At 49.9% G+C, this 24,903-nt stretch carries 17 protein-coding genes; 10 read left to right on the top strand and 7 right to left on the bottom strand.

Translation table 11 applies throughout. The annotated features are described in order from the left end of the window. Positions 1-19 precede the first annotated feature (19 nt). From AC4PME_RS01155 to AC4PME_RS01135, 5 genes are all read left to right on the top strand, one after another. On the top strand, positions 20-1,420 hold the full coding sequence (locus tag AC4PME_RS01155) for an aldehyde dehydrogenase (protein WP_491044591.1): 1,401 nt from the start codon (positions 20-22) through the stop codon (positions 1,418-1,420). Between the two features lie 47 nt (positions 1,421-1,467). Beyond that, positions 1,468-2,304, top strand: coding sequence for a p-hydroxycinnamoyl CoA hydratase/lyase (locus tag AC4PME_RS01150; RefSeq protein ID WP_491044475.1), 837 nt, complete (start codon positions 1,468-1,470; stop codon positions 2,302-2,304). A gap of 14 nt (positions 2,305-2,318) precedes the next feature. After that, a complete protein-coding gene (locus AC4PME_RS01145) occupies positions 2,319-3,803 on the top strand; it encodes an AMP-binding protein (protein WP_491044476.1) in 1,485 nt (494 codons plus the stop codon). An 80-nt stretch (positions 3,804-3,883) separates the two neighbouring features. Continuing rightward, positions 3,884-5,203, top strand: a complete 1,320-nt coding sequence (locus tag AC4PME_RS01140; protein ID WP_491044477.1) for a mechanosensitive ion channel family protein — start codon at positions 3,884-3,886, stop codon at positions 5,201-5,203. 18 nt (positions 5,204-5,221) lie between these two features. Then, complete coding sequence (locus AC4PME_RS01135) at positions 5,222-6,418, top strand: MFS transporter (RefSeq protein WP_491044478.1); 1,197 nt, start codon at positions 5,222-5,224, stop codon at positions 6,416-6,418. A 40-nt stretch (positions 6,419-6,458) separates the two neighbouring features. Here AC4PME_RS01135 and AC4PME_RS01130 read toward each other — a convergent pair whose 3' ends face one another. Further along, on the bottom strand, positions 6,459-7,514 hold the full coding sequence (locus AC4PME_RS01130) for a LacI family DNA-binding transcriptional regulator (RefSeq protein ID WP_491044479.1): 1,056 nt from the start codon (positions 7,512-7,514) through the stop codon (positions 6,459-6,461). Positions 7,515-8,218: 704 nt separating this feature from the next. Between AC4PME_RS01130 and AC4PME_RS01125 the strand changes: the two genes are divergently transcribed. The 3 genes from AC4PME_RS01125 to AC4PME_RS01115 all read left to right on the top strand — a co-directional run bounded on the left by AC4PME_RS01125 (position 8,219) and on the right by AC4PME_RS01115 (position 13,733). Next, positions 8,219-11,128, top strand: coding sequence for a TonB-dependent receptor domain-containing protein (locus AC4PME_RS01125; protein ID WP_491044480.1), 2,910 nt, complete (start codon positions 8,219-8,221; stop codon positions 11,126-11,128). Between the two features lie 101 nt (positions 11,129-11,229). Further along, positions 11,230-12,843, top strand: coding sequence for a glucoamylase family protein (locus tag AC4PME_RS01120; protein ID WP_491044481.1), 1,614 nt, complete (start codon positions 11,230-11,232; stop codon positions 12,841-12,843). A gap of 11 nt (positions 12,844-12,854) precedes the next feature. Further along, complete coding sequence (locus tag AC4PME_RS01115; protein WP_491044482.1) at positions 12,855-13,733, top strand: carboxylesterase family protein; 879 nt, start codon at positions 12,855-12,857, stop codon at positions 13,731-13,733. A gap of 18 nt (positions 13,734-13,751) precedes the next feature. On the opposite strand, the gene AC4PME_RS01110 is transcribed toward AC4PME_RS01115, so the two are convergent. From AC4PME_RS01110 to AC4PME_RS01100, 3 genes are all read right to left on the bottom strand, one after another. After that, a complete protein-coding gene (locus AC4PME_RS01110; RefSeq protein WP_491044483.1) occupies positions 13,752-14,216 on the bottom strand; it encodes a type II secretion system protein in 465 nt (154 codons plus the stop codon). 141 nt (positions 14,217-14,357) lie between these two features. Further along, a complete protein-coding gene (gene scpC, locus AC4PME_RS01105) occupies positions 14,358-15,869 on the bottom strand; it encodes a succinyl-CoA:acetate CoA-transferase ScpC (protein ID WP_491044484.1) in 1,512 nt (503 codons plus the stop codon). Positions 15,870-16,111: 242 nt separating this feature from the next. Beyond that, positions 16,112-17,113 carry an alpha/beta fold hydrolase gene (locus AC4PME_RS01100; RefSeq protein ID WP_491044485.1) on the bottom strand — a complete coding sequence of 334 codons (1,002 nt, stop codon included), beginning with the start codon at positions 17,111-17,113 and terminating at the stop codon, positions 16,112-16,114. 233 nt (positions 17,114-17,346) lie between these two features. Here AC4PME_RS01100 and AC4PME_RS01095 point away from each other — a divergent pair, with 233 nt between their 5' ends. Next, positions 17,347-18,000 carry an SDR family oxidoreductase gene (locus AC4PME_RS01095; protein ID WP_303572710.1) on the top strand — a complete coding sequence of 218 codons (654 nt, stop codon included), beginning with the start codon at positions 17,347-17,349 and terminating at the stop codon, positions 17,998-18,000. An 86-nt stretch (positions 18,001-18,086) separates the two neighbouring features. On the opposite strand, the gene AC4PME_RS01090 is transcribed toward AC4PME_RS01095, so the two are convergent. The 3 genes from AC4PME_RS01090 to AC4PME_RS01080 are packed head-to-tail and all read right to left on the bottom strand — an operon-like array spanning position 18,087 to position 21,336. Beyond that, a complete protein-coding gene (locus tag AC4PME_RS01090) occupies positions 18,087-19,013 on the bottom strand; it encodes a sugar phosphate isomerase/epimerase family protein (RefSeq protein WP_491044486.1) in 927 nt (308 codons plus the stop codon). After that, a complete protein-coding gene (locus AC4PME_RS01085) occupies positions 19,010-20,737 on the bottom strand; it encodes a GMC oxidoreductase (RefSeq protein WP_491044487.1) in 1,728 nt (575 codons plus the stop codon). Before AC4PME_RS01085 ends, AC4PME_RS01090 begins: the two co-directional genes overlap by 4 nt. A 14-nt stretch (positions 20,738-20,751) precedes the next feature. Further along, positions 20,752-21,336: a gluconate 2-dehydrogenase subunit 3 family protein gene (locus tag AC4PME_RS01080; RefSeq protein ID WP_491044488.1), complete on the bottom strand. Its 585-nt coding sequence runs from the start codon at positions 21,334-21,336 to the stop codon at positions 20,752-20,754. Positions 21,337-21,879: 543 nt separating this feature from the next. Here AC4PME_RS01080 and AC4PME_RS01075 point away from each other — a divergent pair. Then, the gene (locus AC4PME_RS01075) at positions 21,880-24,891 is read left to right on the top strand and encodes a TonB-dependent receptor (RefSeq protein ID WP_491044489.1); all 3,012 of its coding nucleotides are present in this window, start codon (positions 21,880-21,882) and stop codon (positions 24,889-24,891) included. Positions 24,892-24,903: the final 12 nt, after the last annotated feature.

The following is a 24,903-nucleotide window of genomic DNA, read 5'->3' as shown; positions in this document are numbered from 1 at the left end:
TCCACCGGAAAACGGAGTGATGATGAACTTTACCCGCTTAAACCCGCTCACCGGCGAAGTTGCCAGTGAGGCACCGGCAATGAAAGGTGCACAAATGCAGGCTGTTGCAGAACAAGCGCAGCAAGGCTTTGAAATCTGGTCTGGTTTTGGCCCTAACCAGCGCCGTGCCATCCTGTCTCAGGCTGCCATTGCACTTGAAGGTAAGAAAGACGATTTCGTCAAAGCCATGATGGAAGAAACAGGCGCCACTGCAGGCTGGGCCATGTTTAACCTGATGTTAGCAACTTCTATGCTGCGAGAAGCCGCCTCACTGACTACACAAATCAGCGGTGAAGTTATCCCTTCTGACAAACCGGGTTGTGTTGCCATGGCTCAGCGTGTTCCGGTAGGTGTAATTTTGGGAATTGCTCCCTGGAATGCGCCAATTATTCTGGGCGTTCGCGCCATTTCAACTGCACTTGCCTGCGGCAATGCGGTGATCTTAAAAGCATCGGAAGTGTGCCCGCGCACTCACTCGCTGATCATCGAAGCGCTGGCAGAAGCAGGATTCCCTGAAAATACAGTGAATATCGTCACCAATGCGCCGGAAGATGCCGCTGATGTTGTGGGCGCGCTGATTGATGCCAAACAGGTAAAACGCATTAACTTCACCGGTTCAACCGCCGTGGGCCGCATTATCGCAAAACGGGCAGCAGAACATCTGAAGCCCTGCTTGCTGGAGCTGGGTGGTAAAGCCCCCATGCTGGTGCTGGACGATGCTGATCTTGACGAAGCGGTAAAAGCGGCTTCCTTCGGTGCGTTCATGAATCAGGGTCAGATCTGTATGTCTACCGAGCGCCTGGTTGTGGTGGATGCGGTGGCTGATGCCTTTGCCGACAAGCTGGCAGCGAAAGTATCCACCATGAAAACCGGCGATCCCCGTGAAGGCAACACTCCGTTGGGTGCGGTAATTGATCAGAAAACTGTTGAAAAGGTTAACGGGCTGATTGACGACGCGGTCAGCAAAGGTGCTGTGATCCTTACCGGCGGTAAAGCGACATCGGTACTGATGCCGGCCACGGTGCTGGATAAAGTTACCGCTGACATGGCGATTTACAGTGAAGAAAGCTTCGGTCCGGTAGTGGCGATGATCCGTGCAAAAGACGAAGCGGATGCAGTACGTGTTGCCAACGATTCTGAGTACGGACTGAGTGCGGCGGTATTCACCCGCGATGCAGCACGGGGCATGAAAGTCGCCGGAAAAATTCAGTCCGGTATTTGCCACGTGAATGGCCCTACCGTGCATGACGAAGCGCAAATGCCCTTCGGCGGTGTGGGTGCCTCCGGTTACGGACGCTTTGGCGGCAAAGCCGGTATCGATCAGTTTACAGAACTGCGCTGGATCACTGTGGAAACTGAACCCGGCCACTATCCCATTTAAATTTTTTTAAAAGCATTGAATTTTATCGTTTTGAGTAAGGAATGATTGTGAGTACAGATAATCAGGAAGCAAACACCGTAGCGGTGACAATCGAAAACGGGGTGGCGTGGGTTGCCCTGAACCGTCCGGAAAAACGCAATTGCATGAATCCGGCGCTGAACCGCCAAATGATGCGGGTACTGGATGAGCTGGAGTACAGCGACGATGTAGCCGTGCTGGTACTGACCGGGGAAGGCACTTCCTGGAGTGCAGGCATGGACTTAAAAGAATATTTCCGTGAAAACGAAGCGAAAGGCCTGGGCGCAACTCGCAGAGCGCAGTCAGAAGCTTACGGCTGGTGGCGCCGTCTGCGCTGGTACCACAAGCCAACGGTTGCCATGATCAATGGCTGGTGTTTTGGCGGCGCGTACGGTCCGTTATTCGGATGTGATCTCGCTTTTGCGGCCGAAGAAGCCACATTCGGTTTAAGTGAAATTAACTGGGGTATTTTGCCGGGCGGCGGTGCCAGTAAGGTCGTGGCTGATTTGCTGCCACTGCGTAAAGCCATGTACCACGCCATGATGGGTGAGAACATTGACGGTAAAACTGCGGCAGAGTGGGGACTGGTTAACGAAGCGGTACCGCTGAGTGAGCTGAAAGCCCGTGTTCAGGCGGTTTGTGATGTGCTGAAAGGCAAGAATCCGGTCGCCCTGAAAGCCACCAAAGATGCCATCCGCCGCGTGAAAGAAATGACTTACGACAATGCGGAAGACTATCTGGTACGTGCTCAGGAAGCGGCAAACAGCTTCGATAACGATGGCCGCAAAGAAGGTATCAAGCAGTTTATTGATGATAAGACCTATAAACCAGGTCTGGGTGCATACGATAAGAGTCAGCAGAAGTAAGCGGAGTGAGCAGCATGGATTTTCTCTCTTTTCAGGCCCGTCTGCGTCCCGGAGACGAAGCGGTGTACGACATTACCTCGCAGCGTCGCTGGACATATGAGGCGTGGGACGGTTTCGTTTCCCGCCTGGTGACCTGGTTGTCACAACAAGGTGTGTATAAGGGCGACAGGCTGGTTTGTCTGGCGAGAAATTCTGCTGAAACCGTGGCGCTGCATCTGGCTTGCGGACGGGCAGGGGTATTATTTGTTCCTCTGAACTGGCGTTTGTCTCAGGAAGAATTAATGCAATTACTGGATGATTGCGAGCCTTCGCTGGTATGTGGCGATAAAGAGGCTGACCGTACCGGTTTGCCCTATGTGGCACTCTCCACATTGCCTGATTTGGTCAGCGAACTTACGCCATCTGCTACCGGTAACGAGAACGCTGAAGCGCCTTCACTTATCCTGTACACGTCAGGCACAACAGGGTTACCGAAAGGAATTGTACATACCGAAGAAACCATCATGGAAACCACGCAGAATATGGCGCTGCTGGGACATGTGGACGAACACAGTACCTTTTTGTGCGAGACCCCCATGTTCCATGTCATCGGCCTGATTTCCTGTGTGCGTCCGGCGCTATACTTCGGTGGGCGGTTAATCATTTCTGACGGATTCGAGCCGGCACGCACCTTTGACCGCTTGTGTGATCCGGATTTGGCGGTCAGTCATTATTTCTGTGTACCCCAAATGGCCAATGCCCTTCGTCAACTGGCACATTTTGATGCGTCAAAAATGACAGGACTGAAAGCGCTGCTGACGGGCGGTGCGCCGCATCCGGAAGTACAGATCAAAGCGTGGTTAAATGATGGCATTCCCATCGTGGACGGCTATGGCATGAGTGAGGCCGGCACCGTGCTAGGGATGAGCTTTGATATGCGTATAATCGATCAGAAAGCCGGTTACGTCGGGTTACCTACACACCGTATTGATGTGCGGCTGACCGGACCGGGTAATCAGCCGGTGGCATTTGGTGAAGCCGGTGAAATACAGATCAAAGGGGCGAACCTGTTTGTGGATGTCTGGAAGAACCACCGTGCTTATGAACGCAGTTTTACACCTGACGGCTGGTTTCAGACCGGTGATATTGGCGTAAGCGACGAGGACGGCTATATCCGCATTGTGGATCGCATCAAAGATATGTTCATCTCCGGCGGCGAGAATGTGTATCCCGCTGAAGTTGAGGCTGTGGCACTGCGGTTCCCGCAAATACTGGAATGTGCGCTGATTGGCGTACCGGATGAAAAGTGGGGAGAATCCGGATGTTTGTTTGTGGTGCCCTCGGTGAGTCATGAGTCTTTTGATAAGGAAGGCTTATTACGGGAAATGGAAAAAGGGCTGGCCCGCTATAAATTGCCCAAACATGTCCGGTTGCTGGACGCATTACCCCGTACTGGTGCCGGAAAGGTCAGGAAGAATATCCTTAAATCAGAACTCAGTGCACTGGTTGCAGAACATTGAAATAATATAAGGAAAAGCTTTACCCCACCGGTAAATGACGATACAACAAGCCCGTTAAAAATCCTCAAACAGGTTACTTGATGGAAAATTTTGTTGCAGAGTTACAAAGTCAGTTTCAGCACTTACAGGAAGCGGTGGTAAGCCCCGGTTTCCTGTATCAGGTTGCTGCGTTGCTGGCGATTTATTTGGTGGGATGGCTGGTATCAAGGAAGATCCGCAGTTTGTTTGTGCTGACACGGCAGGAGCCGAAAGAAGGCGCACACTCACTGCAAATGTTTGTGTATCGCCTCGGCGGCACATTATTCCCTATTATTACTATCACCTTACTGAAACTGACTTCGGTACTGGGCAAACAATATCAGCTGGATGCATGGCTGCTGGAAATCGCAGTAGTTATCGCTGTGCTGATATTCATTCATTCCTGCATACGTGAATTCGTTTCCAATAAAGGGATAGCGACGTTTCTACGCTGGGTGGGGATCCCCATTGTTTTCCTTCATCTGATTAACGTGTTGCCTAAAGTTATCGGCGCACTGCAAACGGTTTCTTTCAGCGTGGGTAACGTTGATGTTTCTGCCTACGGTATCGCCCGTGTGCTTATTTTCGGTATTTTACTGTTCTGGCTTGGCCGTGCTTCAAACTCCATGGGCAAGGATATTATCCGCAACCATAAGAAGCTGGATGTCACCACTAAGGAAGTGTTTGCCAAGCTGTTCGAAGTGGCGCTGTTCTGCGTTATCTTCCTGTTGCTGCTCAATATCATGGGGATTAACCTGACTGCGCTGGCCGTATTCGGTGGTGCTGTGGGTGTGGGTCTTGGTCTTGGTTTGCAGTCCATCGCGTCCAACTTTATCTCCGGTATTATTATCCTGCTCGACCGTTCTTTAACTGTCGGTGACTACGTTGAACTGGACGACGGCAGCAAAGGGTTTGTCCGTGAATTTAAAATGCGTTATGCGGTGCTGGAGACTTACGACGGTAAAGATATCCTGGTGCCTAACGAGAAGTTCATCAACTCTTTACTGGTAAACTGGACACACAAAGATTCCAAACAACGTTACCGGATTGATTTCTCTGTTGCTTACAGAACGGATATCCGCTCCATGGTTGAAATCATTAAAGATGCCGTGAGTGAACATCCTCAGGTGATCAGCGGCGATGACGTGGAAATTGAATACCGGCCGGATTGTGAAATCGACAGCTTTGGTGACTCCGGCGTTAACATGTTCGTAGAGTTCTGGATGGAAGGTGTGGATGACGGTCAGAACCGTGTGGGCGGCGACTTGCTGCTGATGGTATTTGAAACCCTCCGCGAACACGATATTGAGATCCCGTTCCCGCAGCGTGAAGTGCGGGTTATCAACGAAGACGCTATTAAACTCAGTAACACTACCCCGTAGCACTGAGTCTGAACAAGGATGTTTACCAGCAGAAACCCCGAACCGGCCGTGCCTTACTGGCGGCTGTCCGGGGTTTATTTTTTTGTCTGTGCGGTACTCGGCACCATGCTGCCTTACTGGATGCTGTTTATGGAGTCGCTGGGTTACAGCGCCTGGCAGACCGGACAGCTCACCGCACTGCAGATGGTGACAACCCTCATTGCTCCCTACGTGTGGGGCGAGGTGTGTGACCGCGCATCTTCCCGCCTGCGTGTTATCCGTGCCGGAAATTTAGCGGCAGCGCTGATTTTTCTGTGTGTATTTGCTTTTTTTGAACATTACTGGGCGCTGGTTCTGGCAGTATGTGCCAGTGCGTTCTGCTGGCAGGGGCTGAATGCCCAGTTCGAAATTATCACGCTGAATCACCTGGGAAAAGATCCTCACCGTTACGGCAGAATCAGGCTGTGGGGGTCTTTCGGTTTCTTAAGCGCTGTCTGGCTGACCGGACAGATCATCAATCTTTATTCTGTGGCATTGTTGCCTTACATTGTCGCCGGCTTGCTGTTCACATTGTGGTTGATGACGTTGGTCAACCGTGACCAGCCGGTAAAGGAACAAACGGACGGCAATCAGGCACGGCCTGGCGGGATCTGGCAAAACCCGGTGCTGTGGTTGTTGCTGGTGGTGTTCTTTCTGGTGAACTTCAGTCATGGCAGCTATTACGGCTATTACAGTCTGTTCCTCAAGCAGGAAGGTATCAGTGCGGCCGTTACCGGCAATCTGTGGACTGTCGCTGTTGCGTCTGAATTACTGATGTTTGCTGCTATGCCCTGGTTTATGCGCCGCTTCAGTTTGCGGTTCATTTTGCTGGTGAGCCTGTTTCTGACAGCCTTTCGCTGGTTGGGAACAGGGACGCAGGCAGGCAATGTTGCAGAGCTCACTTTATTGCAGTTACTCCACGGCGTGTCTTTCAGTGCGGTTCATACGGTGGCGGTGTTGCTGTTCAAACAATGCGTGCACTCTGCCCATGAGGGCAAAGCGCAGGCATTATATTGTGCTGTATGTATCGGTGGCGGACAGGCTGCGGGCGTTGCTGCCGGCGGACAAATCTGGGCCATTTCTCCGGTAGCCAGTTTCTATTTCAGTGCCGCTGTTGCGGGCGGTGCCGCGGTAATTGCAATGCTGTTTCTCACTGCAAACCGCCTTGGGCTGGCAGGTAAAGAACAGCAGGTATAAGTTGCTTTGTACAACCGGCCGGGCGCTTACAGCAATGAATTCAGGGTTGCGGTACGGGACCGGTACTTTTCCTCACTATCAGCTTATGGGGCAGAATATTCAACAGTTCTGCCGGCCTGTTACCGTCAATTAAATCCAGCAGAATATGTGCAATCTTTTCGCCAATCGCTTCCATTGGCTGGGCAATGGTCGTAAGGGGCGGCGCGCAGTATTCACCTAAAGCAATACCGTCCACACTGATAATCGAAACATCGTCGGGTATGCAATATTCCAGTTCCCTTAAAGCATGCATTGCGCCGATGGCAGCGAGATCTCCGAAGCAGAAGATGGCGGTAGGCCGGTTACGCTGCTGCATCAAACGGTGTACGCCTTCGACTCCTGACTGGCTGGAAAAATCACCGTGGTACAGCAGGCGCCCGTCAACCGGAATGCCGGCCTGCTTCATCGCATCACGAAAGCCGGTTTCTCTCAAACGGGAACTGTTAATAGAATCAGGGCCGGCTATGATCCCGATCTGACGGTGACCCAGCCGGAGTAAGTGTTCCGTGGCTTCTACGCCGATACGGTAATTGTCTACGCCTACCTTGGGGATCCCGTCAATTTCAGTAAATTCAGATGCGTTTACCAGCGGAGGAAGTTGTTCTTCAACGGGCAATGACGGGTCTATGTCGAAGGGGATACGGCTGGAATTCGTGATGATGCCGTCCACCTGACGGGTCTTCACCATACCCGCAAAGGTTTTTTCCAGTACCGGGTTGTCCTGTGTATCGTTCAGGATCACTGAATAGCCCCGCCGGTGAGCAACGTTCTCGATACTGCGGATAACCGGAGAAAAATAGGGATTAGTAATATCCGGCAGCATAATAGCGATATTTCGGGACTTACCCTGACGCAATCCGGCAGCCAGTTTGTTCGGCGTGTAACCCATTTCCGAGACGACGGCGAGCACCTTATTACGGGTGGCTTCACTTACACGCTCAGGTGTGTTTAACGCCCGTGACACAGTTGCTTTACAGACGCCGGCCTTGCTGGCGATATCACTCATTGCCAGTTCTTTGTGGCCACTTTTCGACAGGGCCGGCAAACGTTTATTCATGAGCCTGATCCTCTTTGTTCTGCGAGTTGTCGGGATAAGGAAAAACCGGTTGATACTGAGCTTTTGTGTATTTCAGCACGTAATAATTTTCAGTGAGTTTGGCAGTTCCGGACAGTAAAGGCAATAAAAGTGATGGAAATCGGTTTCATTGTTTGTCTCTTTATTTTTTAAGTTAATAAAAATCAATAGTTTGTTTTAAATTCTCAGATTTATCCCACCATAATAAGATTCCCGCACTCTCCGGCAATGTTTAGTGCCCGCCTGTCTTCTCCTTCCAACCTGCCGGTTTTTTGAACCTCTCTAATACATCATCCGTATTAACATTTTTATAAAAGTAATACTTCTCTAAGTTTATGTATTTTAATGTTTAAGTCGAGTTTTCAGGATATTTTAGTGAACCTTATTTGTTAATTTTTTGTATTTGACTTTAGACTAAAGGCTAATGTAGATTTGGATCCCAGACGCCGGATCGTATTCTTTTTACCTGGTATTTATTGGATCTATCCGGCGTTTTATTGGTTTGTTGATGAAATCGGTTTCCATAGAGTGGTAGTTGTGCAATCAGGGAAAGCGTATCGACAGTGACATGACCAGGCTGAGCAAAAAAAGGACAGAGATCCTCCGCTCAGTGAGCGTTACCGGCAACAGGTCACAACAGATGGAGCGTGGATATGAAGCCGGCCACTATTTTATGGAGAGACACAATGAATAAGACACCACACTGGCTGAAGCACAGCGCCCTGACTATTGCCATCGCTTCAGCGGGGATCAGCAGTTATCCGGCACTGGCACAGATTGAAGGAGCCACCCTGCGGGGGAAAGTAGAGAGCACCACAGAATCATTGGCCGGCAAGAAGGTCATGGCCCGTGATACCAAACGGGGATATGTCAGTGAAACCACCACCCGTGAAGATGGTTCCTATGTATTTGTTGGTCTGAAACCCGGTACTTATCAGGTTATCGTGGACGGTGATGTTGAAGAAATCACTCTTCGCGTAGGGCAAACAGCGCGACTGAATTTTGATGTGGCAGCCAGCGGAGATGACAATATGGAAGTCATTACGGTGTCCGGTACCCGTATTGAGGCATTCTCCGGAGGAGAAATCGGCACCAATATCACCCCTGAAATGATGATGCGCCTGCCACAGAACAACCGTAACTTTCTGGCCTTTGCCGATCTGGCGCCGGGCGTGCAGGTAAATACCTCTTCCGACGGCAGCGTGAGTCTGCGGGGCGGGGCTCAGCATCAGCGCAGTGTTAACGTGTTTCTTGATGGTGTGAGCCAGAAAGATTATGTCCTTAAAGGCGGTGTCACCGGTCAGGACTCCAGCCGTGGAAATCCGTTCCCGCAAAGTGCCATTGGCGAATACAAGGTGATTACGCAAAACTACAAAGCCGAGTATGACCAGGTAGGCAGTACAGCCATTACTGCCGTCACCCGTTCGGGTACCAACGAATTTGAAGGTGATTTCTTTGTCGACTACACCGATGAAGGACTCCGTGAGGCTGAACCAAACGAAACGCAGGGGAAAACCCGCTCACTCATCCGTCACGCCGGTGCAACCTTTGCCGGCCCCATTATCAGAGATCAGCTGCACTTTTTAGCATCTTACGAGAAGAAAACCATTGCCCAGCCTCAGGATGTGATTGGTGGAGAAGGGGTTAACTTTGTCACTTTGCCTGATGAATACGCATCTCAGATCGGCCGTTTTGCTTCTGATTTTGAGGAAGATCTGTTTTTCGGCAAAATTGACTGGATGATCAATGCTGACCAGGCGCTGGAATTATCCGTGAAATTACGGGATGAAAGTGATGTATCCGGATTTGGCGGCGCCAATGCCTATGAATACGGTGTGGACCGCGAGGTAAAAGATCACCGTTATCACATGAAATACACCTACACAGCCGATGCCTGGCAGAACGAATTCCGGCTGACGTATGAAGATGCTGCCTGGAATCCCCGTGCTTTCACTGATGAGCCCGGCATGCGTTTAGTAACCGCAGCGCAGCAGTCGATCATCAATGTTGGCGGCGGGCAGGACTATCAGGAAAAAGGTCAGAAAGGGTGGGGGATCCAAAACGATTTCACCTGGCTTGATCTGGACTGGCACGGTTATCACGTGATTAAAGCCGGCTTTAAATACAAAGACATCGAATTACGCACCATACAGCAACAGCCAATTAATCCGCAGTATTACTACAACGTTGAATTCAATGGTCAGGGCAACTTCGACATCGTGCAGCCCTATCGCGTGCAGTGGGGGATCCCGGCAGACGATTCCGTGGGAGGTGCTGTAGAAGCGAAAAACCGTCAGTTCGGCATTTATATTCAGGATGACTGGGAGGTTACTGACAGGTTAACGCTGAATATCGGGATCCGCTGGGATTACGAAGAAACCCCGAGCTACAAAGACTATCAGACACCGGATGAATTAGTCGATGCCTTGCGGGGTTGGGAGAACATTCAGAACGCCAATTTTGATATTGAAAATTACATCAGTACCGGCAGCGAGAGAGAATACTTCACCGGCGCATGGCAGCCCCGTCTCGGTTTCAGTTATGTGATGGATGAAGACCGTAACCATATGCTGTTCGGGGGCTATGGCCGTTCCTATGATCGTAATCAGTTCGATTTTATGCAACTGGAACAAAGCTCCGGTTCGTTTGCTACGGCGGAATACTTCTTTCAGGGAGACAGTGCTAATCAGTGTGATGCTTCATCGTCAAATTGTGTGGCATGGGATCCGGTTTATCTCACGCAGGCAGGACTGGATTCTTTAATCAGCAGCACGGAAGTAAGAGGCAGCCGTCATTTGCTGCCTAACGACTTGAAGATGCCATACTCTGATCAAATGAGTTTAGGTGTACGCAGTGTGTTCGGTGACTGGAACTCAGAAATCAGTATTGCCAGAACGGTGAGTAAAAATGGCTTTAACTGGCTGCTGGGCAACCGCTTGCCAGACGGCGAATTTTTTCAACCAGGCACTAACTGGGGCTCACCTTGGGGATACGGTATTCCGGGCTGGGGCAGTTTGATCATCGGAACTAACGACGGCGAAACCCGCGCGAATAACCTCTACTTTAAACTGAACCGTTCTCATAAAGACGGTTGGGGCGTGAACATCGCTTACACCTTTACTGATGCGGAAGAAAACCGTGTTTACAGTGAAGTCTATGCTTTTGACTATGAGTCAGTCAGCGATTACGGCTGGAACAAGTCTGTTGGCGTACCTGATCACCGGGTTGTGCTTACCGGTTCTTACGACTTACCCTGGAATGTGGCGCTCACTGCCAAATACACCTGGTCTTCTGAAACTATTTATCAATACACCCTGTGTGATGAAAATGACCAGTGTGCTTTCCGCCGGGCAGAGCCACCGGCCAGTGACTATTCACGCTTTGATCTGGCACTGAGTAAAGACTTCCCGACAGATTACATCAGTGAAAACTCCGTCGCCTGGATTCGTTTTGATGTACAGAACCTGTTTAACGAAAATAACTACAACACGTTCTATCTGAATCCTGATGAAAGTAACTTCCAGCAGCCAAATATGACTGCGGCAACTAACGGCGGAAAACGTCAGTTGAAGCTGTCAGCAGGCTGGCGCTTCTGATGTAACAACGCAAACATCAGATAGTTTAATTCAAAACGGGGCAGCATGACTGCCCCGGCTTTATCAATAAAAAACATGACCTTAATCAGAGGCCAGACAGCATGAACAGTAAACGCTTTTCCGGCGCAATCTTCGCCATTATCACTTTATTTAATCTGCCCGTATTCGCTGCCGGATGGCAGATAACCGGTTACGACAGTCACGTAGAACTGAACTGGGAATCATTGCATGAAGAAGGTACCCGCTATCGAGTTCAGGTAACGCAGGATGGCAAGAACTGGCACACGCGACTGGAAACGAACAGTGCATTTGCCATGGATTTTGTCCGTGATCTGGGCACTAATCTGACCTTGCAATACCGGCTTATGGAAGTAAACGGCGATACAGAAACAGAACTGGCGTCAGGAGAGGCCAACACCCGCGATTTTACCGATGATGAGCTGCTGGATATGGTGCAGCGTTATACCTTCCGCTATTTCTGGGACCATGCTGAACCTTCCAGTGGCATGGCGCGGGAACGCATTCCCTTCATGGACCAGGACGGTGACATCGTGACAACCGGCGGTACAGGGTTTGGTATTGCCGCAATCATCACTGCTGCGGAACGGGGTTGGGTAACCCGCAAGGCAGCTGTGGCGAGACTGAACAAAATGACAGACCATCTGGAACAGTTCGAGCGCTTCAAGGGCATGTGGGCACACTGGTATACCGCAGATGATTTGAATGCTTTTAACTTCAGTAAATACGATGATGGCGGCGATATTGTTGAATCCGCATTTATGATGCAGGGTCTGCTGACTGCCCGTCAGTATTTCAACGGCGAAGATAAAGAAGAGCAGCGTTTACGCAACCGCATTACTGCATTGTGGGAAGACATGGACTGGGAATGGTATACACAGGGCAAAGATATTCTGTACTGGCACTGGTCGAAAAATTACGGCTGGAAAATGAACCACCCTATCAAAGGCTACAATGAGGCGCTGATTGTCTACATTCTTGCTGCGTCATCCCCGACCAACCCTATTTCCGCTGAACCTTACCACGAAGGCTGGGGTGGCTGGGAAGTCAAAGAATTCAGAAACTACTCAACCTATTATGGCATGACCTTACCGCTGGGTAATAAAGTGAACATGGGCGGTCCTTTGTTCTTTGCTCATTACAGCTTTATCGGGCTGGATCCGAGAGGCTTGCGGGATCGCTACACGAATTACTGGGAGCAAAACAAACGACATACGCTGATAAACCGTGCGTATTGTATTGATAATCCCTTTGGCTGGCAGGGCTATGGTGAAGATCTCTGGGGACTGACAGCCGGTGATATGGTGCCGGTGGGTTATACGGCACACGCACCGGGCGCTGAACGGGATCACGGCACTATTGCGCCAACGGCCGCCTTATCCTCTATGCCGTATACACCGGCTGAGTCGATGAAAGTACTGAAAAACCTTTACCGTAACCATGGCCGCCACATGTTTGGCCGGATGGGCTTTTTCGACGGTATTAATTTAAGTGTGTCTGATAATCCGGAAACTCAGGTAAGAAACACCTATCTGGCTATCGACCAGGGACCCATTGTCGGCATGATAGAGAACTACCGTACAGCTCTGTTGTGGAACACCTTTATGAAGGATAAAGATGTTCAGCGGGGACTGAAAAAGCTGGGATTCACTATCGACCATAAAGTACAGTCGAACATTCAGTCCATTGGACACTAACAGGGTAAAAGATGATGGAAAGATTGGCTAAGTTTTCAATCAGTGCTGTGGCATTGAGTGTTCTGCTGGCGGGGTGTACCACTCACAATAGGCCTGTTGTTCAGGCGCCACAGACGCCTGCTGCAGAGAATGTGAGTACACAGGAGTCCGCCGCCGGGGAAGTCTGGCGACAGTATTATGAACCCAATGTGTTTAATAGCGAAAGCACAAAAACACCTTATCAGATGATGTTGCCGGAACAATTTGATCCGCAGAAAACCTATCCGGTAGTGCTTTTTCTGCATGGTGCCGGTGAGCGTGGCACCGACAATCAGGCACAGTTGAACAACGGCGGTAAATTGTTTGCAGAGCACCGCAGCGACTTTCCCGCCATCGTTATTTTCCCTCAGGCGCCTGCAGAAGATTACTGGGCCGCGGCCATCGCTGACCGCAGTCAGTTACCCTTCAGTTTTGACTATCCGTATACCGGCGAAAATGACGTGCCGGCCACCGACGCGCTTAAAGGCGTCATGGCAATAACTGACTGGTTGTCAGAGCAGCCTTTCGTGGATACATCCCGCATGTATTTGATGGGATTGTCTATGGGAGGCATGGGCAGCTATGAGCTGTTAGCCAGAAAGCCTGACACCTTCGCTGCCGCAGTGATTATTTGTGGCGGTGCAAATGCTGAACTTGCCGGTAATATCCGTTCTGATCTTCCTGTCTGGGCATTCCATGGCGATGTGGATCAGGTGGTGATCCCCGAATATAACATTCGCATGGTGGAAGGGCTGAAGGCACAGGGCAATCCGGTCAAATTCACCACCTACCCGGGGGTGAATCATAACAGCTGGGATCCGGCTCTGGCAGAACCCGAACTGTTACCCTGGTTGTTTTCACAGAAAAAATAAAAAGCCGGTGTGACCGGCTCAACATCCGCCGGTGATCAGGTCAATCACAGGTGCTGCGCCCTTAGATGCTGATTCTTTGAACCGGATAAAGCACTGGGTTCCCCAGGCGTCGCCCGTGAACGTGCCATGCCAGTAAATAATGGCATTGGTAGACACGCTGGCACGGATATTCCAGTCTCCCGTATCAATGGAGACTGCCCGGTGAATGCCGGCTTCGGTTCCGGTGGGATAACCGTAGTGAATATCAATCGTCTGGCCCTGAACCGTTACTGTGGAGCGGGAGAGATGTTCTTTATGTTCTATAAGCGCTTTTGCGTAAACCATATCACTGGCAGAACGTAATGTTCCGGCCAGTGATCGTGTACTCGCCAGCACCACATCGCTCTGGTAATCGATAAACCTCGGAGCAGCAACAGCGCTTAACACCCCGATAAGTGTTAATACGATAACCAGTTCTATTAGTGTAAACCCTCCGGCGCGCATGTCCTGTCCCTTTATTCTTTAAATTATTTAAACTCTGAACACATTTGTTAAAGAAATAATGGCAGGTAAAGACCGTTCAGGAAATAGACTAAAGTTTGAAAAACGCGCCGTACGGGTAGATCATTTTATACTCAGGTATACCTACATTTTACCAAACTGTTCGTAGTTCTCATGCCAGCTCAGGGCTTCGCCGAGAATATGAGGGGTATGCATACCGCGGGCGCTGGCACAGGCTCTTTCGAAATAGTCGTGCAGTCTGTCGCGATAGTCCGGATGGGCACATTTATCGATGATGACTTTTGCACGCTGACGGGGTGACAGGCCCCGTAAATCAGCCAGACCCTGCTCGGTAACAATGACTTTTACATCGTGTTCGGTGTGATCCACATGAGACACCATAGGCACGATAGAGGATATTGCGCCGTTTTTAGCGGTGGACGGGGTGACAAAAATAGACAAGTAACCGTTACGGGCGAAGTCGCCTGAGCCACCAATACCATTCATCATTCTGGTGCCCATCACATGAGTGGAATTCACATTCCCGTAGATATCTGCTTCCAGTAAGCCGTTCATGGCAATGACGCCCAGACGGCGGGCGATCTCAGGGTGATTACTGATATCCTGCTGGCGGAGAATGATTTTCTCGCGGTAGAAATCCATGTTTTTATTCAGCTCGTCCAGCGCTGTGGGGCTGAGTGAAAATGCTGTGGCCGAGGCTACTGATAACGTACCGGACTTCAGCATTTTAAGCATACCGTCCTGAATCACTTCCGTGTAGGCTGTCAGGTTTTTATAGCCGCCTGTATCCAGGCCTTCCAGCACGGCATTGGGAATGTTGCCCACGCCTGATTGCAATGGCAGCAGTTCTTTGGGCAAGCGGCCTTTCTGAATTTCAAAGCGGAAAAAATCGAGAATATGGTCAGCAATCTGTCTTGAGCAGGCGTCCGGCGGCGTAAATGGACTGTTCCTGTCAGGGGCAGAGGTTTCTACTATGGCAAGGATCTTCTCCGGGGGAATAGTAAAATACGCATCGCCGATACGGTCATCGGCTTTAGTTAACATGATAGGCTTACGGTTTGGCGGTAGGGCGGTGCCGTAATAAATATCATGCATGCCTTCCAGTTTAAGGCTTTGTCCGCTGTTCACTTCCAGAATGATCTTGTCAGCCTGTTCAATCCAGGTTTTGTTGTTGCCAATTGAAGATGAAGGCACTAACCGGCCATCCTCATGAATAGCCGTCACTTCAATAACCGCAATGTCCAGTTTGCCCAGAAAGCCTGACCAGGCGTACTGGGAAACTTCAGATAAGTGAATATCGATGTAATGCATCTGACCATTATTGATTTGCTTGCGGCAAACAGGGTCGGACTGGAAAGGCAGGCGCATGTTAATTCCGTCCACGGCTGCCAGCGCACCATCAAGCTCAGGCGCAGTTGAGGCACCGGTCCACAAATTGATTTGGAAATGATTGCCCGCCTGACGTTGTGCTTCTGCACGTTTAGCCAGGGCACCCGGCAGGGCTTTGGGGTAACCGGCGCCGGTAAAACCGCTCATACCTACTGTGTCACCGTCATTGATGAATGCAGCAGCCTGTTCAGCACTCATCACTTTATTTTTTAATTGCGGACACAAAATTCTGGATTCAGAAAACATGATCACTCCGATAAATCGCTTTTCAAAAAAGATTCCAATGCGATGGTAAAAAGAAGAGGGGAAGCAGCAATTGAACAAGAAAGCCCGCTGCTAAAAAATACAGCAATGACTTTACATCGAATTAACGGGAACGGAATAAGACGTCAGTTGTATACGGGGCAATTTTACCAACAAAAACCGGTTTCAGGCCTTTGCTGGTAAGGGTTTGTGAAGCATAGCTGTAAGGCGATTTCAGCCCCTGTTTAAGGTGACGGTTTCTGATGAAGAGCGGCCGAAAAAGCGGTGGTGAAGCGGTCAAAATCCTCAATGTGCGGAAGATGACCCAGCCCGGACAACCTGATGACATTAATGTTGCCATTGCGGGCTTTTACCTCGTCACCAAGTTTGTCATACCGGCCAAGTTGCCGCTCAACGCCGGGGCGAATATTGGCTGCGCCGGGCGCGGTTCTGTCCCGTGTACCCAGTATTATGGAAATCGGCATACTGAAATGGTCAAACTCTTCAATCACCGGCTGGGTGAAAATCATATCGTAAGTGAGTGCACTTACCTGCGCCAGTTGCGGCCAGTCCGGGCCGTTGATCCAGCCTTGCAGAAATGCAGCGTGACTGGCGAATTCATCATTCCATTTTCCGTCGTAATAATGTTTCTTCTGATAGCTGACAATCATATCCGGCGTTTTATTCAATTCGTTTTCCATCACCTTGCCGGTATCTGTGTAACGCTCATACAGCAGATAGTTTTCCAGTCCGATAGGGTTTATCAGCACCAGTTGACTGGTCTCATCCGGATAGAGCAACGCAAAACGGGAGGCAAGCATACCGCCCATGGAATGGCCGGTGATAATACTGTGGTCTATTTCCAATGCGCTCATCAGCGCCCGGGTGTTGGCAGCCAGTGCCGCAAAGCTGTATTGATAGTTAACGGGTTTGGACGATTTGCCGAACCCGACCTGGTCGGGTATCAACACACCGTAGCCTTGCTGATGGAGGAATTCAGCGGTTCGCTGCCAATATGCGCCGTTGAAATTCTTGCCGTGAAGCAATGTAATCACTGGCATTTCTTTATCTGGTGGCAAATACATGTAAGCCATTTCTAATTTCTGCCCCTGTGACTCAAAAGAAAAAATGTTCACGGGAAAAGGGTAGGAGAGTGTTGAAAGACGTTTGTCATAAGACGGCAACTCAGCCGCATATGACAATGAATGGATGCACAAAAACAAGCATATCAACAGCGTGCGACGCATAAACCGCTCCGGGTAAAGGATCAAAATAACGTATGTACCAGTTTGTACTTGATCCCCGCCAACCTGATTCAGAATATCGACGGGCCGCGGAAAATCTACGTTGCACCGCACCGGTTGATCTTGCTTCACTCCGCTGAGTACCAATCTTGTACTTATGATTTTTTTGCCCTTCTTCCAAACGGGCAAGCCTGAGCGACATTACGCCGGGCGACAATCTGAAAGAGGAGTAAAATATGGCAAACGTATTTATTGTCGGTGCAGCAGGTAAAGTGGGTTCGCGTTTAGTGAAGCGGTTAAGTGACAACGACCATCAGGTCACGGCCATGCACCGGAAGCCGGAACAAAGCGACAGTCTGACCGGGCTGGGAGGGAAACCCTGTCTTCTCAGTATCACAGATGCCAGCGTCGACAGCTTAGCCACAGCAATGGAAGGCGCTGATACCGTGGTGTTCTCCGCTGGTGCCGGTGGTGCCAGTGTGGAGTTAACGAATGCCGTTGACGGTGAGGGACTGGAAAAATCGGTAGATGCCGCGCAGGCTGCCGGTGTGAAGCGTTTCATTCTTGTGTCGGCATTCCCGGATGCCGGCCGGGGCAAACATATTTCAGAAACCTTTGAAAACTACATGCGGGTAAAACGCCTGGCAGATGTTTATCTGGCGCAAAGTAAACTGGACTGGGTCATCCTTCGTCCGGGCACGCTTACGCTTGAGGAGGGAACCGGAAAGGTAAATGCCGGGCTCGCCATTAAATATGGTGATATTTCAAGAGACGATGTGGCTGAAACGCTGCTGGCTATTATCGAAAACGAGGGGATCAGCCGTAAAATTATTGAGCTGACTGAAGGCGAAACCCCCGTCAGGGAAGCCATCGCGTCGGTTCCGGCCTGATTATGGATACTAAGTAATAAATCATGCTGGCTCTCTGCACCTGCACAGCAATGCACAGGTGCAGAGAATACAGCATCAGCGTTTAATTACTCTGCAATGATGGCGTCGAAGCCGGCTTTAGAGGCGGCTACAGCGTCCATAGGTGAAAGTCCGTCAGGATAGACTTCCTGCTCAATGACAATCCATTCAGCACCACCATCTAAAACTGTCGCACGGTAAATCGCAGACCAGCTTATATCGTCTTTGCCGATAATGGGCAGCAAGTCACTGTCTTCCGGCACATCAGATTTAAAGTGAGTGGTTAATGTTCTGCCGGGATAGCGACGAACGAATGCAATAGGATCTTTGTCAGCGTGTACGGTCCAGCCCACATCCTGCTGCAAAATGACTGACTCAGGCGTATGACTGGCAATATAGTCAAAATAGCTGGTATCGCCGTAATCTGCCCATTCCTGAGCATGGTTATGAAAACCAACCTGCATGCCATAAGGTGCCAGCGCTTCAGATAAATCAGTAAGTTCCGCAGCGAATGCTTTAACGTCATCACCGTTAAATGCGCGGTCATCCCAGGGAATGATCAGAGCATCAATACCCAGCGCCTGATAAAACTCAACGGTGTCTTCCAGGTCATCTTTTAACTGCGGAGTTTGTACGTGTGCGCCACTGGCCGTTAAACCAATGGAAGACAGATACGCTTTCAAACCGGCAGGATCGTCTGCGTAGGGACCGAAGTCGCCGGCGAATTCAACACCGTCAAAGCCGAGAGCTGCAAGCTTTTCTAACGTCCCTTTGAAGTCGTCTTGCAATGCGTCTTTCACCGACCACAGTTGCACGCTGATTTGCGGAGCAACAAAAGTTTGTTCTGTCTCCGGGGCTGGAACCTGTGCAGCCGGTTCAGATGCAGTTTGCGTGTTCTGAGCGGGTTGTTCACTGCAACCACCCAGCAATGCCGTTGCGCCAAGGCCAATAGCCAGTGCGACAGGAGAGAGTCGCTTCATTGTTTTAGTCATCATAGTCGTCCTGATTTGAATTCTTTTACTGCGTAATCAACTGCTCTGGCAGTAATTGCCATAAAGGTTAACGAGGGATTTCCCACGCCAGTAGAACAGAAACTGGCACCGTCTGTCACAAATAAATTCGGTACGTCATGAGCCTGGTTATAGCCGTTTAAAATGGAATCTTTCGGATCCCGGCCCATTCTGGCTGTTCCCACTTCGTGAATAGCCAGACCCGGCGGCTGACCCAGAATACGCTGTTCAATATTATTGAAGCTTGCTTTTTCCATCATCGAAGAGGCCACTTCCAGTGCACTTTGCATCATGGCGTTTTCGTTATCTGACCACTTGCAGTTGATATTTAACTGAGGAATACCCCATTTGTCTTTTTTGGTACTGTGCAGCGCCACCTGATTATCGTGACGGGGAAGCATTTCTCCCTGCGCCTGCAGGCCAATTCCCCAGCCGCCGGGATTGTGTAACAGTGACTTAAAGGACTTCCCAAAGCCATCCATACTGCCCATCGATTGCCAGTCAGCCCGTGATGCACTGCCAGCTAACGCATAACCCCGTTTGAAGTCTTTATGGTAGCGGCCGGGTTCATAATGGAAGTTAGGAATATACAGCGATGCCGGTCTTCGGCCGGAATAATATTCTTCCTCATAGCCGTCAATGCTGGCGGTCACCAGTGCATTGTAATTGTGGTCCATCAGATAATGGCCAAGTACGCCGGAGCTGTTAGCAATACCGTTGGGGAATTGTTTCGATGTGCTGTTCAGCATGATCTGAGTGGTCCCCAGAGTGGAAGCACATAAGAACACCACTTTGGCGTAATATTCCCGCTGTTTCAGGGTATCGTTGTCGATAACACGTACACCCTTCACGCGATTGGTTTTCTCATCATAGATTAGGCTTTCCACCACGCTGTTTGGCGCAATGTACAGATTACCTGTTCTGGCTGCAGCGGGCAGGGTAGCGCTTTGTGTTGAAAAGTAAGCACCCAGCGAGCAGCCTTTCTGACATTCGTTTCTTGCCATGCACTGTGCACGGCCCATTTCCAAATGGATTTTCTGCGGCTTTGTTAAATGGGCGCAGCGGCTGATGATGACCGGTTTATCCGGCTCCGCTTCCGCCATTTTTGCGGTGAAATCCAGCTCTGGCTTTGTCATTTCAAACGGCGGTAAAAATACGCTGTCCGGCAATTGTGGCAGGTTGGCCGCAGCCCCGCTGATCCCCACGAACCTTTCTACATACTCATACCAGGGCGCTAAATCCTTGTAGCGGATGGGCCAGTCATTGCCGTGGCCGTCTTTCTTATTCGCTTCAAAGTCGAAGGCACTCATACGGTATGACTGACGGTGCCAGAGTAACGATTTACCCCCCAGCTGATTCGCTCTGATCCAGCTGAAATCAGTCCCTTCTTCTGTACTGTAAGGGTAATCTTTATCATTACCAAAGAAGTGTTTTGTCCCGTCATGGAAGGCGTAACACTGCTTTTGAATTTTGTATTGCTCATCAGTAAGTTCTTTTGCCACCTTGGTACGGTTGGCATATTCCCAGGGCGGTACGGCTTCTGAGATATAGTCTTTACGGTGCTCAACAACACGGCCACGCTCTATCATAAGCGTTTTCATGCCTTTTTCGGTCAGCTCCTTCGCAGCCCAGCCTCCGGTCACGCCTGAACCAATTACGATGGCATCATAAACTTCTGAAGATTCATCTATATACATTTCTTTGTTCATTTCCGTACTTCCGGCTAGTAATAAGCTTTAGAGCTGTAAGCGCTGCCCACAGAGGCGAGAGGCACTGAGCCTTTAAAACCCCCGGGTACAGGCAGGTAGGTCAGTTCTTTTGTCGCGCCCGGCTGAGATGTGTAATAACCAAACACGATCAGGCTTTTAAGGAACTTGAACGTGCCCTTTTGATCGGCAGAAAAGGGGGCTTCTGCTTTCTCCAGGGCAGTTAACAAGCGCAATTGGGACGCTTCGTTCAAGAGGGAAAACTGTTTAGCGCCAAAAGATGTGGCGTTCTTATCAATGCTGGCAAGCAGTGCGATAGCTGACTGCTGTTCCTCTTCGCCGTACACCACGCTTAACTGATGATCGATAAAGTGGTGACACATGACTTCAGCAGCACCGGGTGTGCTGGTTTGAGGAATAGTCAGCGCGCAAATCCGGCGCAGTGTTTCTAATGCATTGACGCTCAATAATGCCGGTGAAGCCGCAGTGGCATCGCCTCTGAAGTGTTGAGCGGCAGCGATGGCATTACCGCTTAACAGGGATGTTGCGCCTATGCCCCCTAAAGCGGTAAGTGTTTTAAGAAGTTGTCTTCGATTCATCATGGGTCTTGAAAATCCAACTGGTGTCCGGAACGTTTTATTTTTGTGATGCTGTGTAAATTGATTTAACAATTTGCGGTGTACCTTAGCGTATTTATGTAACCGGTTTCAATAATTTCTGTGTATTGTTGTTAGATTTACTTTTAACTTATTGAATAATAGATTTTTATAAGTGTTCGGCGTGGTTTTTGTTGCTGATAACGGTTTCTTAAATTGAATTGTGTTCCGTGGTTTCGTCTGAAAAATAAAACCATTCATCGCGAGGTGTTTCAGGCCTAATCTATCTTTTGAAAGCATGGGAACCCGCCTTTTAGTAAAGGGTTATTCTGGTTAAGTTTAAGAAATATATAGCTTTTTAAATTATGTTAATTCCTTGGATATACTGCCTGCAATTTAGGTTTCGCTGTAAAATTGCTGTTATTGAAAAGTAAGTTTTAATGTAATAGATTGCCTCTGCCTGAAAACGGTTACATTACGGGTGTGGTATCGGGAGGACACGAAATTGCACCCTTTTTAAGAAAATTTTTTCGCAATTAGGGACCAGAGATGAAAGAGACATTTGCCGGAAAACATGGCGTAAAACGTTCGGTGTTGGCATTGTGCGTACTAGCGGCCATCCAACCTGTAACAGCCTACGCACAAGAGACAGAAGTACCTGACGACAGTGATATCGAAGTGATTAACGTCAGCGGTATCCGGGGCTCTCAGGAAGCTTCCATTTTCAACAAACGAACGGCAGCCACTGTTGTAGACTCTATTGCTGCAACCGATATCGGTAAACTGCCGGATGTAACAATTTCAGACTCTTTGCAGCGTATTTCCGGTGTGCAAATTCGCCGTACTGCGGGTGAGGGTGGTTCACTCAATATCCGGGGATTACCTCAGGTAGTCACTCAGCTGAACGGTGAACAGTATCTTGGCGCAAACTCTGTTGTATCCACTCAACCTAACTTCAGCGATATCCCGTCACCTCTGTTCCGTGGTGCTGATGTATTTAAAAATGCCACAGCCAATCTGGGCAATGCCGGTATCACCGGTACTGTTAACTTAAAAACTTATCGTCCGTTTGATTTTGAAGAAGGCTCTACCTTCAGCGGTGCAGCAGAAATGCAACGTGGCGATGAAACTAAAAAGAACGATCCTAATTTATCTGCATTGTATAACTGGCAGAACGGCGATGTGGGTTTCATGATCTCCGGTACCTACGCCAATGTGAATCTGGCTAACTCGTATAATGGTATCAATACCGGCAACCCGGGCGATGCCGGCTGGACCGACCGCACCAGTGCTGCGGAAGTTGGCGTGGACGGCCGTGATGGCCGCGTTATCTTAGGTTCACAAGGTTTTTCTGCCTGGAATCAGGGCACTGAACGTGAGCGTCTGGGCCTGAACACATCCATGCAGGTTGATTTGGGTGAAGGTTTTGTTTTCACCGCAGATGTGTTCTACACCGAGCAGGAAGAATACAACCGTAAAGTCGGTTTAAGTGCAACCAACAAGTGGGGCCCCCGCGGCTGGTTTACGCCAACCCAGGAACGTGCCACCGGTGCAATGATTGACGGCGGAGAAATGTATTCCTGGCAAACGGCTGAACTGTACCCGTCACGTCTGAAGTCATTCACTCAGAATGATGTGTACAACAACAGTTCTACCAACATTAACCTGCAATTAGATTACGATAACGGCGGCGCGTTCAGTGGTCAGTTCCGTGCAATTATCGGACGTGCCTCTCAGGAACACCGTCACGGTTATAACGAAGGCGATATGACCAACGGGTCAACCACGCTGGGTCGTACAACTAACCTGGTTCCGTCTGACAAGTGCGGACCTGATGATGTGGTTGTGGGCGATGACGGCGGCTGTCTGCAAGCTATCAATGCTATGGGCTACAGCGAAAATCCGCATCTGACTTATGACACTACCGGTGAGCACCCTGTGTGGAGCGGCTTTGACCGTTCACTGGCCGGCGGCCTGGGCGACGGCGCGACTATTGCTGATTACATGGGCAACTTGTCCAGCTACAACATCGGCGCGTTCAGCTCGGAGAACAATGAAAACTCAGAAGGCGACATCAACGCCTTTAGCATGAAAGGCAAATATCTGTTCGACAGCGGTTACGTGACCAGCATCGAAGGCGGTATCCGCTATGGTAAACGCAGCGCAGACTACGAGCGCTATCACCTGTTTTCACCGGTACAGACGGCCGGCTGTATGGCACAGTGGAAAGCGACAGACGTACTGCTGAATGCTGATGCGCCAGCGTGTTCAGACGGCGAGATGGTAAACGGCGAATTCATGCCCTATGCCGCTCTGGAAAGCATTCCTCTTGATCAGTACAACAACGTGGTACAGGTCACAGACTTCGGCCCTGTCTCCGGTATTCCTGCAATCTGGGCGGTTGATCCTGCAGATTACGATGATCCTGAAGCCTTCCATAACCGCGTTTTCGGTGAGTCGGTAAAACAAATCGTTCCCGGTTCCAGCTTCAGCGCTGATGTAGCTGAGTTAAGCTACTTCCTGCAGGCAAACTTCGAAGGTATGGACGGTTTACTGACTGGTAACGTGGGTATTCGTGTTATCGAAACTGACCTTACCGTGAAGCAGAACATTGCCGGTGACAACCTGCCTTACAGTGGTACTGCTATTGATACCGGCGATGTGGTTTCAAGCCGTGACTATACCGATGTGTTACCAACTCTGAACCTGTCTTACAGCATCACGGACAACGTAATTGCACGTTTTGCCTATTCAGAAAACATGACGCCGCTTAACCTGAATCAGTACGGTGAAGGTTTAACGTTAAGTAATGCGTTAGATTCAGTAGAGGGCAGCCCGACACAAGGCCAGTTCATTGTGACCGGCGGTAGCCTCGCGGGTAATCCGCAGCTTGATCCATGGCGCTCGACTAACTACGACGTGTCGTTAGAATGGTATCCCGGTCAGGCCAGTATGGTATCTGCTGCACTATTCCGTGTTGAAATTGACAGCTTCACTGTGAACCAGACGGTAGACATGGAAATGCCGGATGCGGACGGTATCGTGCGTCGCAGCGTACCAATCACTACGCTGGTTCAGGGTGACGGTGGTACGCTGGAAGGTTTTGAAATCGGTGCGAAAATCGCGTTCAGTGACTTCATCGAAGGTGAGTCTCTGTTAGCCAGCTTCGGTATGGATACTAACTTCACTTATTCACCCAGTGAAGGTTCCGGTACTGACATTTACGGCGAAGAGAATATGTTTAACGACAACTCTGAGCGTCAGTTTAACGTTATCGGCTGGTATCAGGGCGACCGTTTTGAAGCACGTATTGCTTACAACTACCGTAGCGAACGCTTAGCCGGTCAGGGTGGTTGGGGAGCACTGAACCTTTATCAGGCGCCGACATCTTATGTGGACATTTCTGCCAGCTACGACATTGATGAGAACTTCTCTGTCTATGCGCAGGGCTCGAACATCACTGGCGAGTACGAGGATTATTACCTGCAATGGGAAGATCAGTACGCCTTCCAGAACTACTATGAAACCCGCTACATCGTGGGCGTAAGAGCGAAGTTCTGAGCTTAAGCAGAA

Source organism: Alteromonas sp., from assembly GCF_984505615.1.
This window is presented reverse-complemented; position numbering and strand designations above follow the sequence as displayed.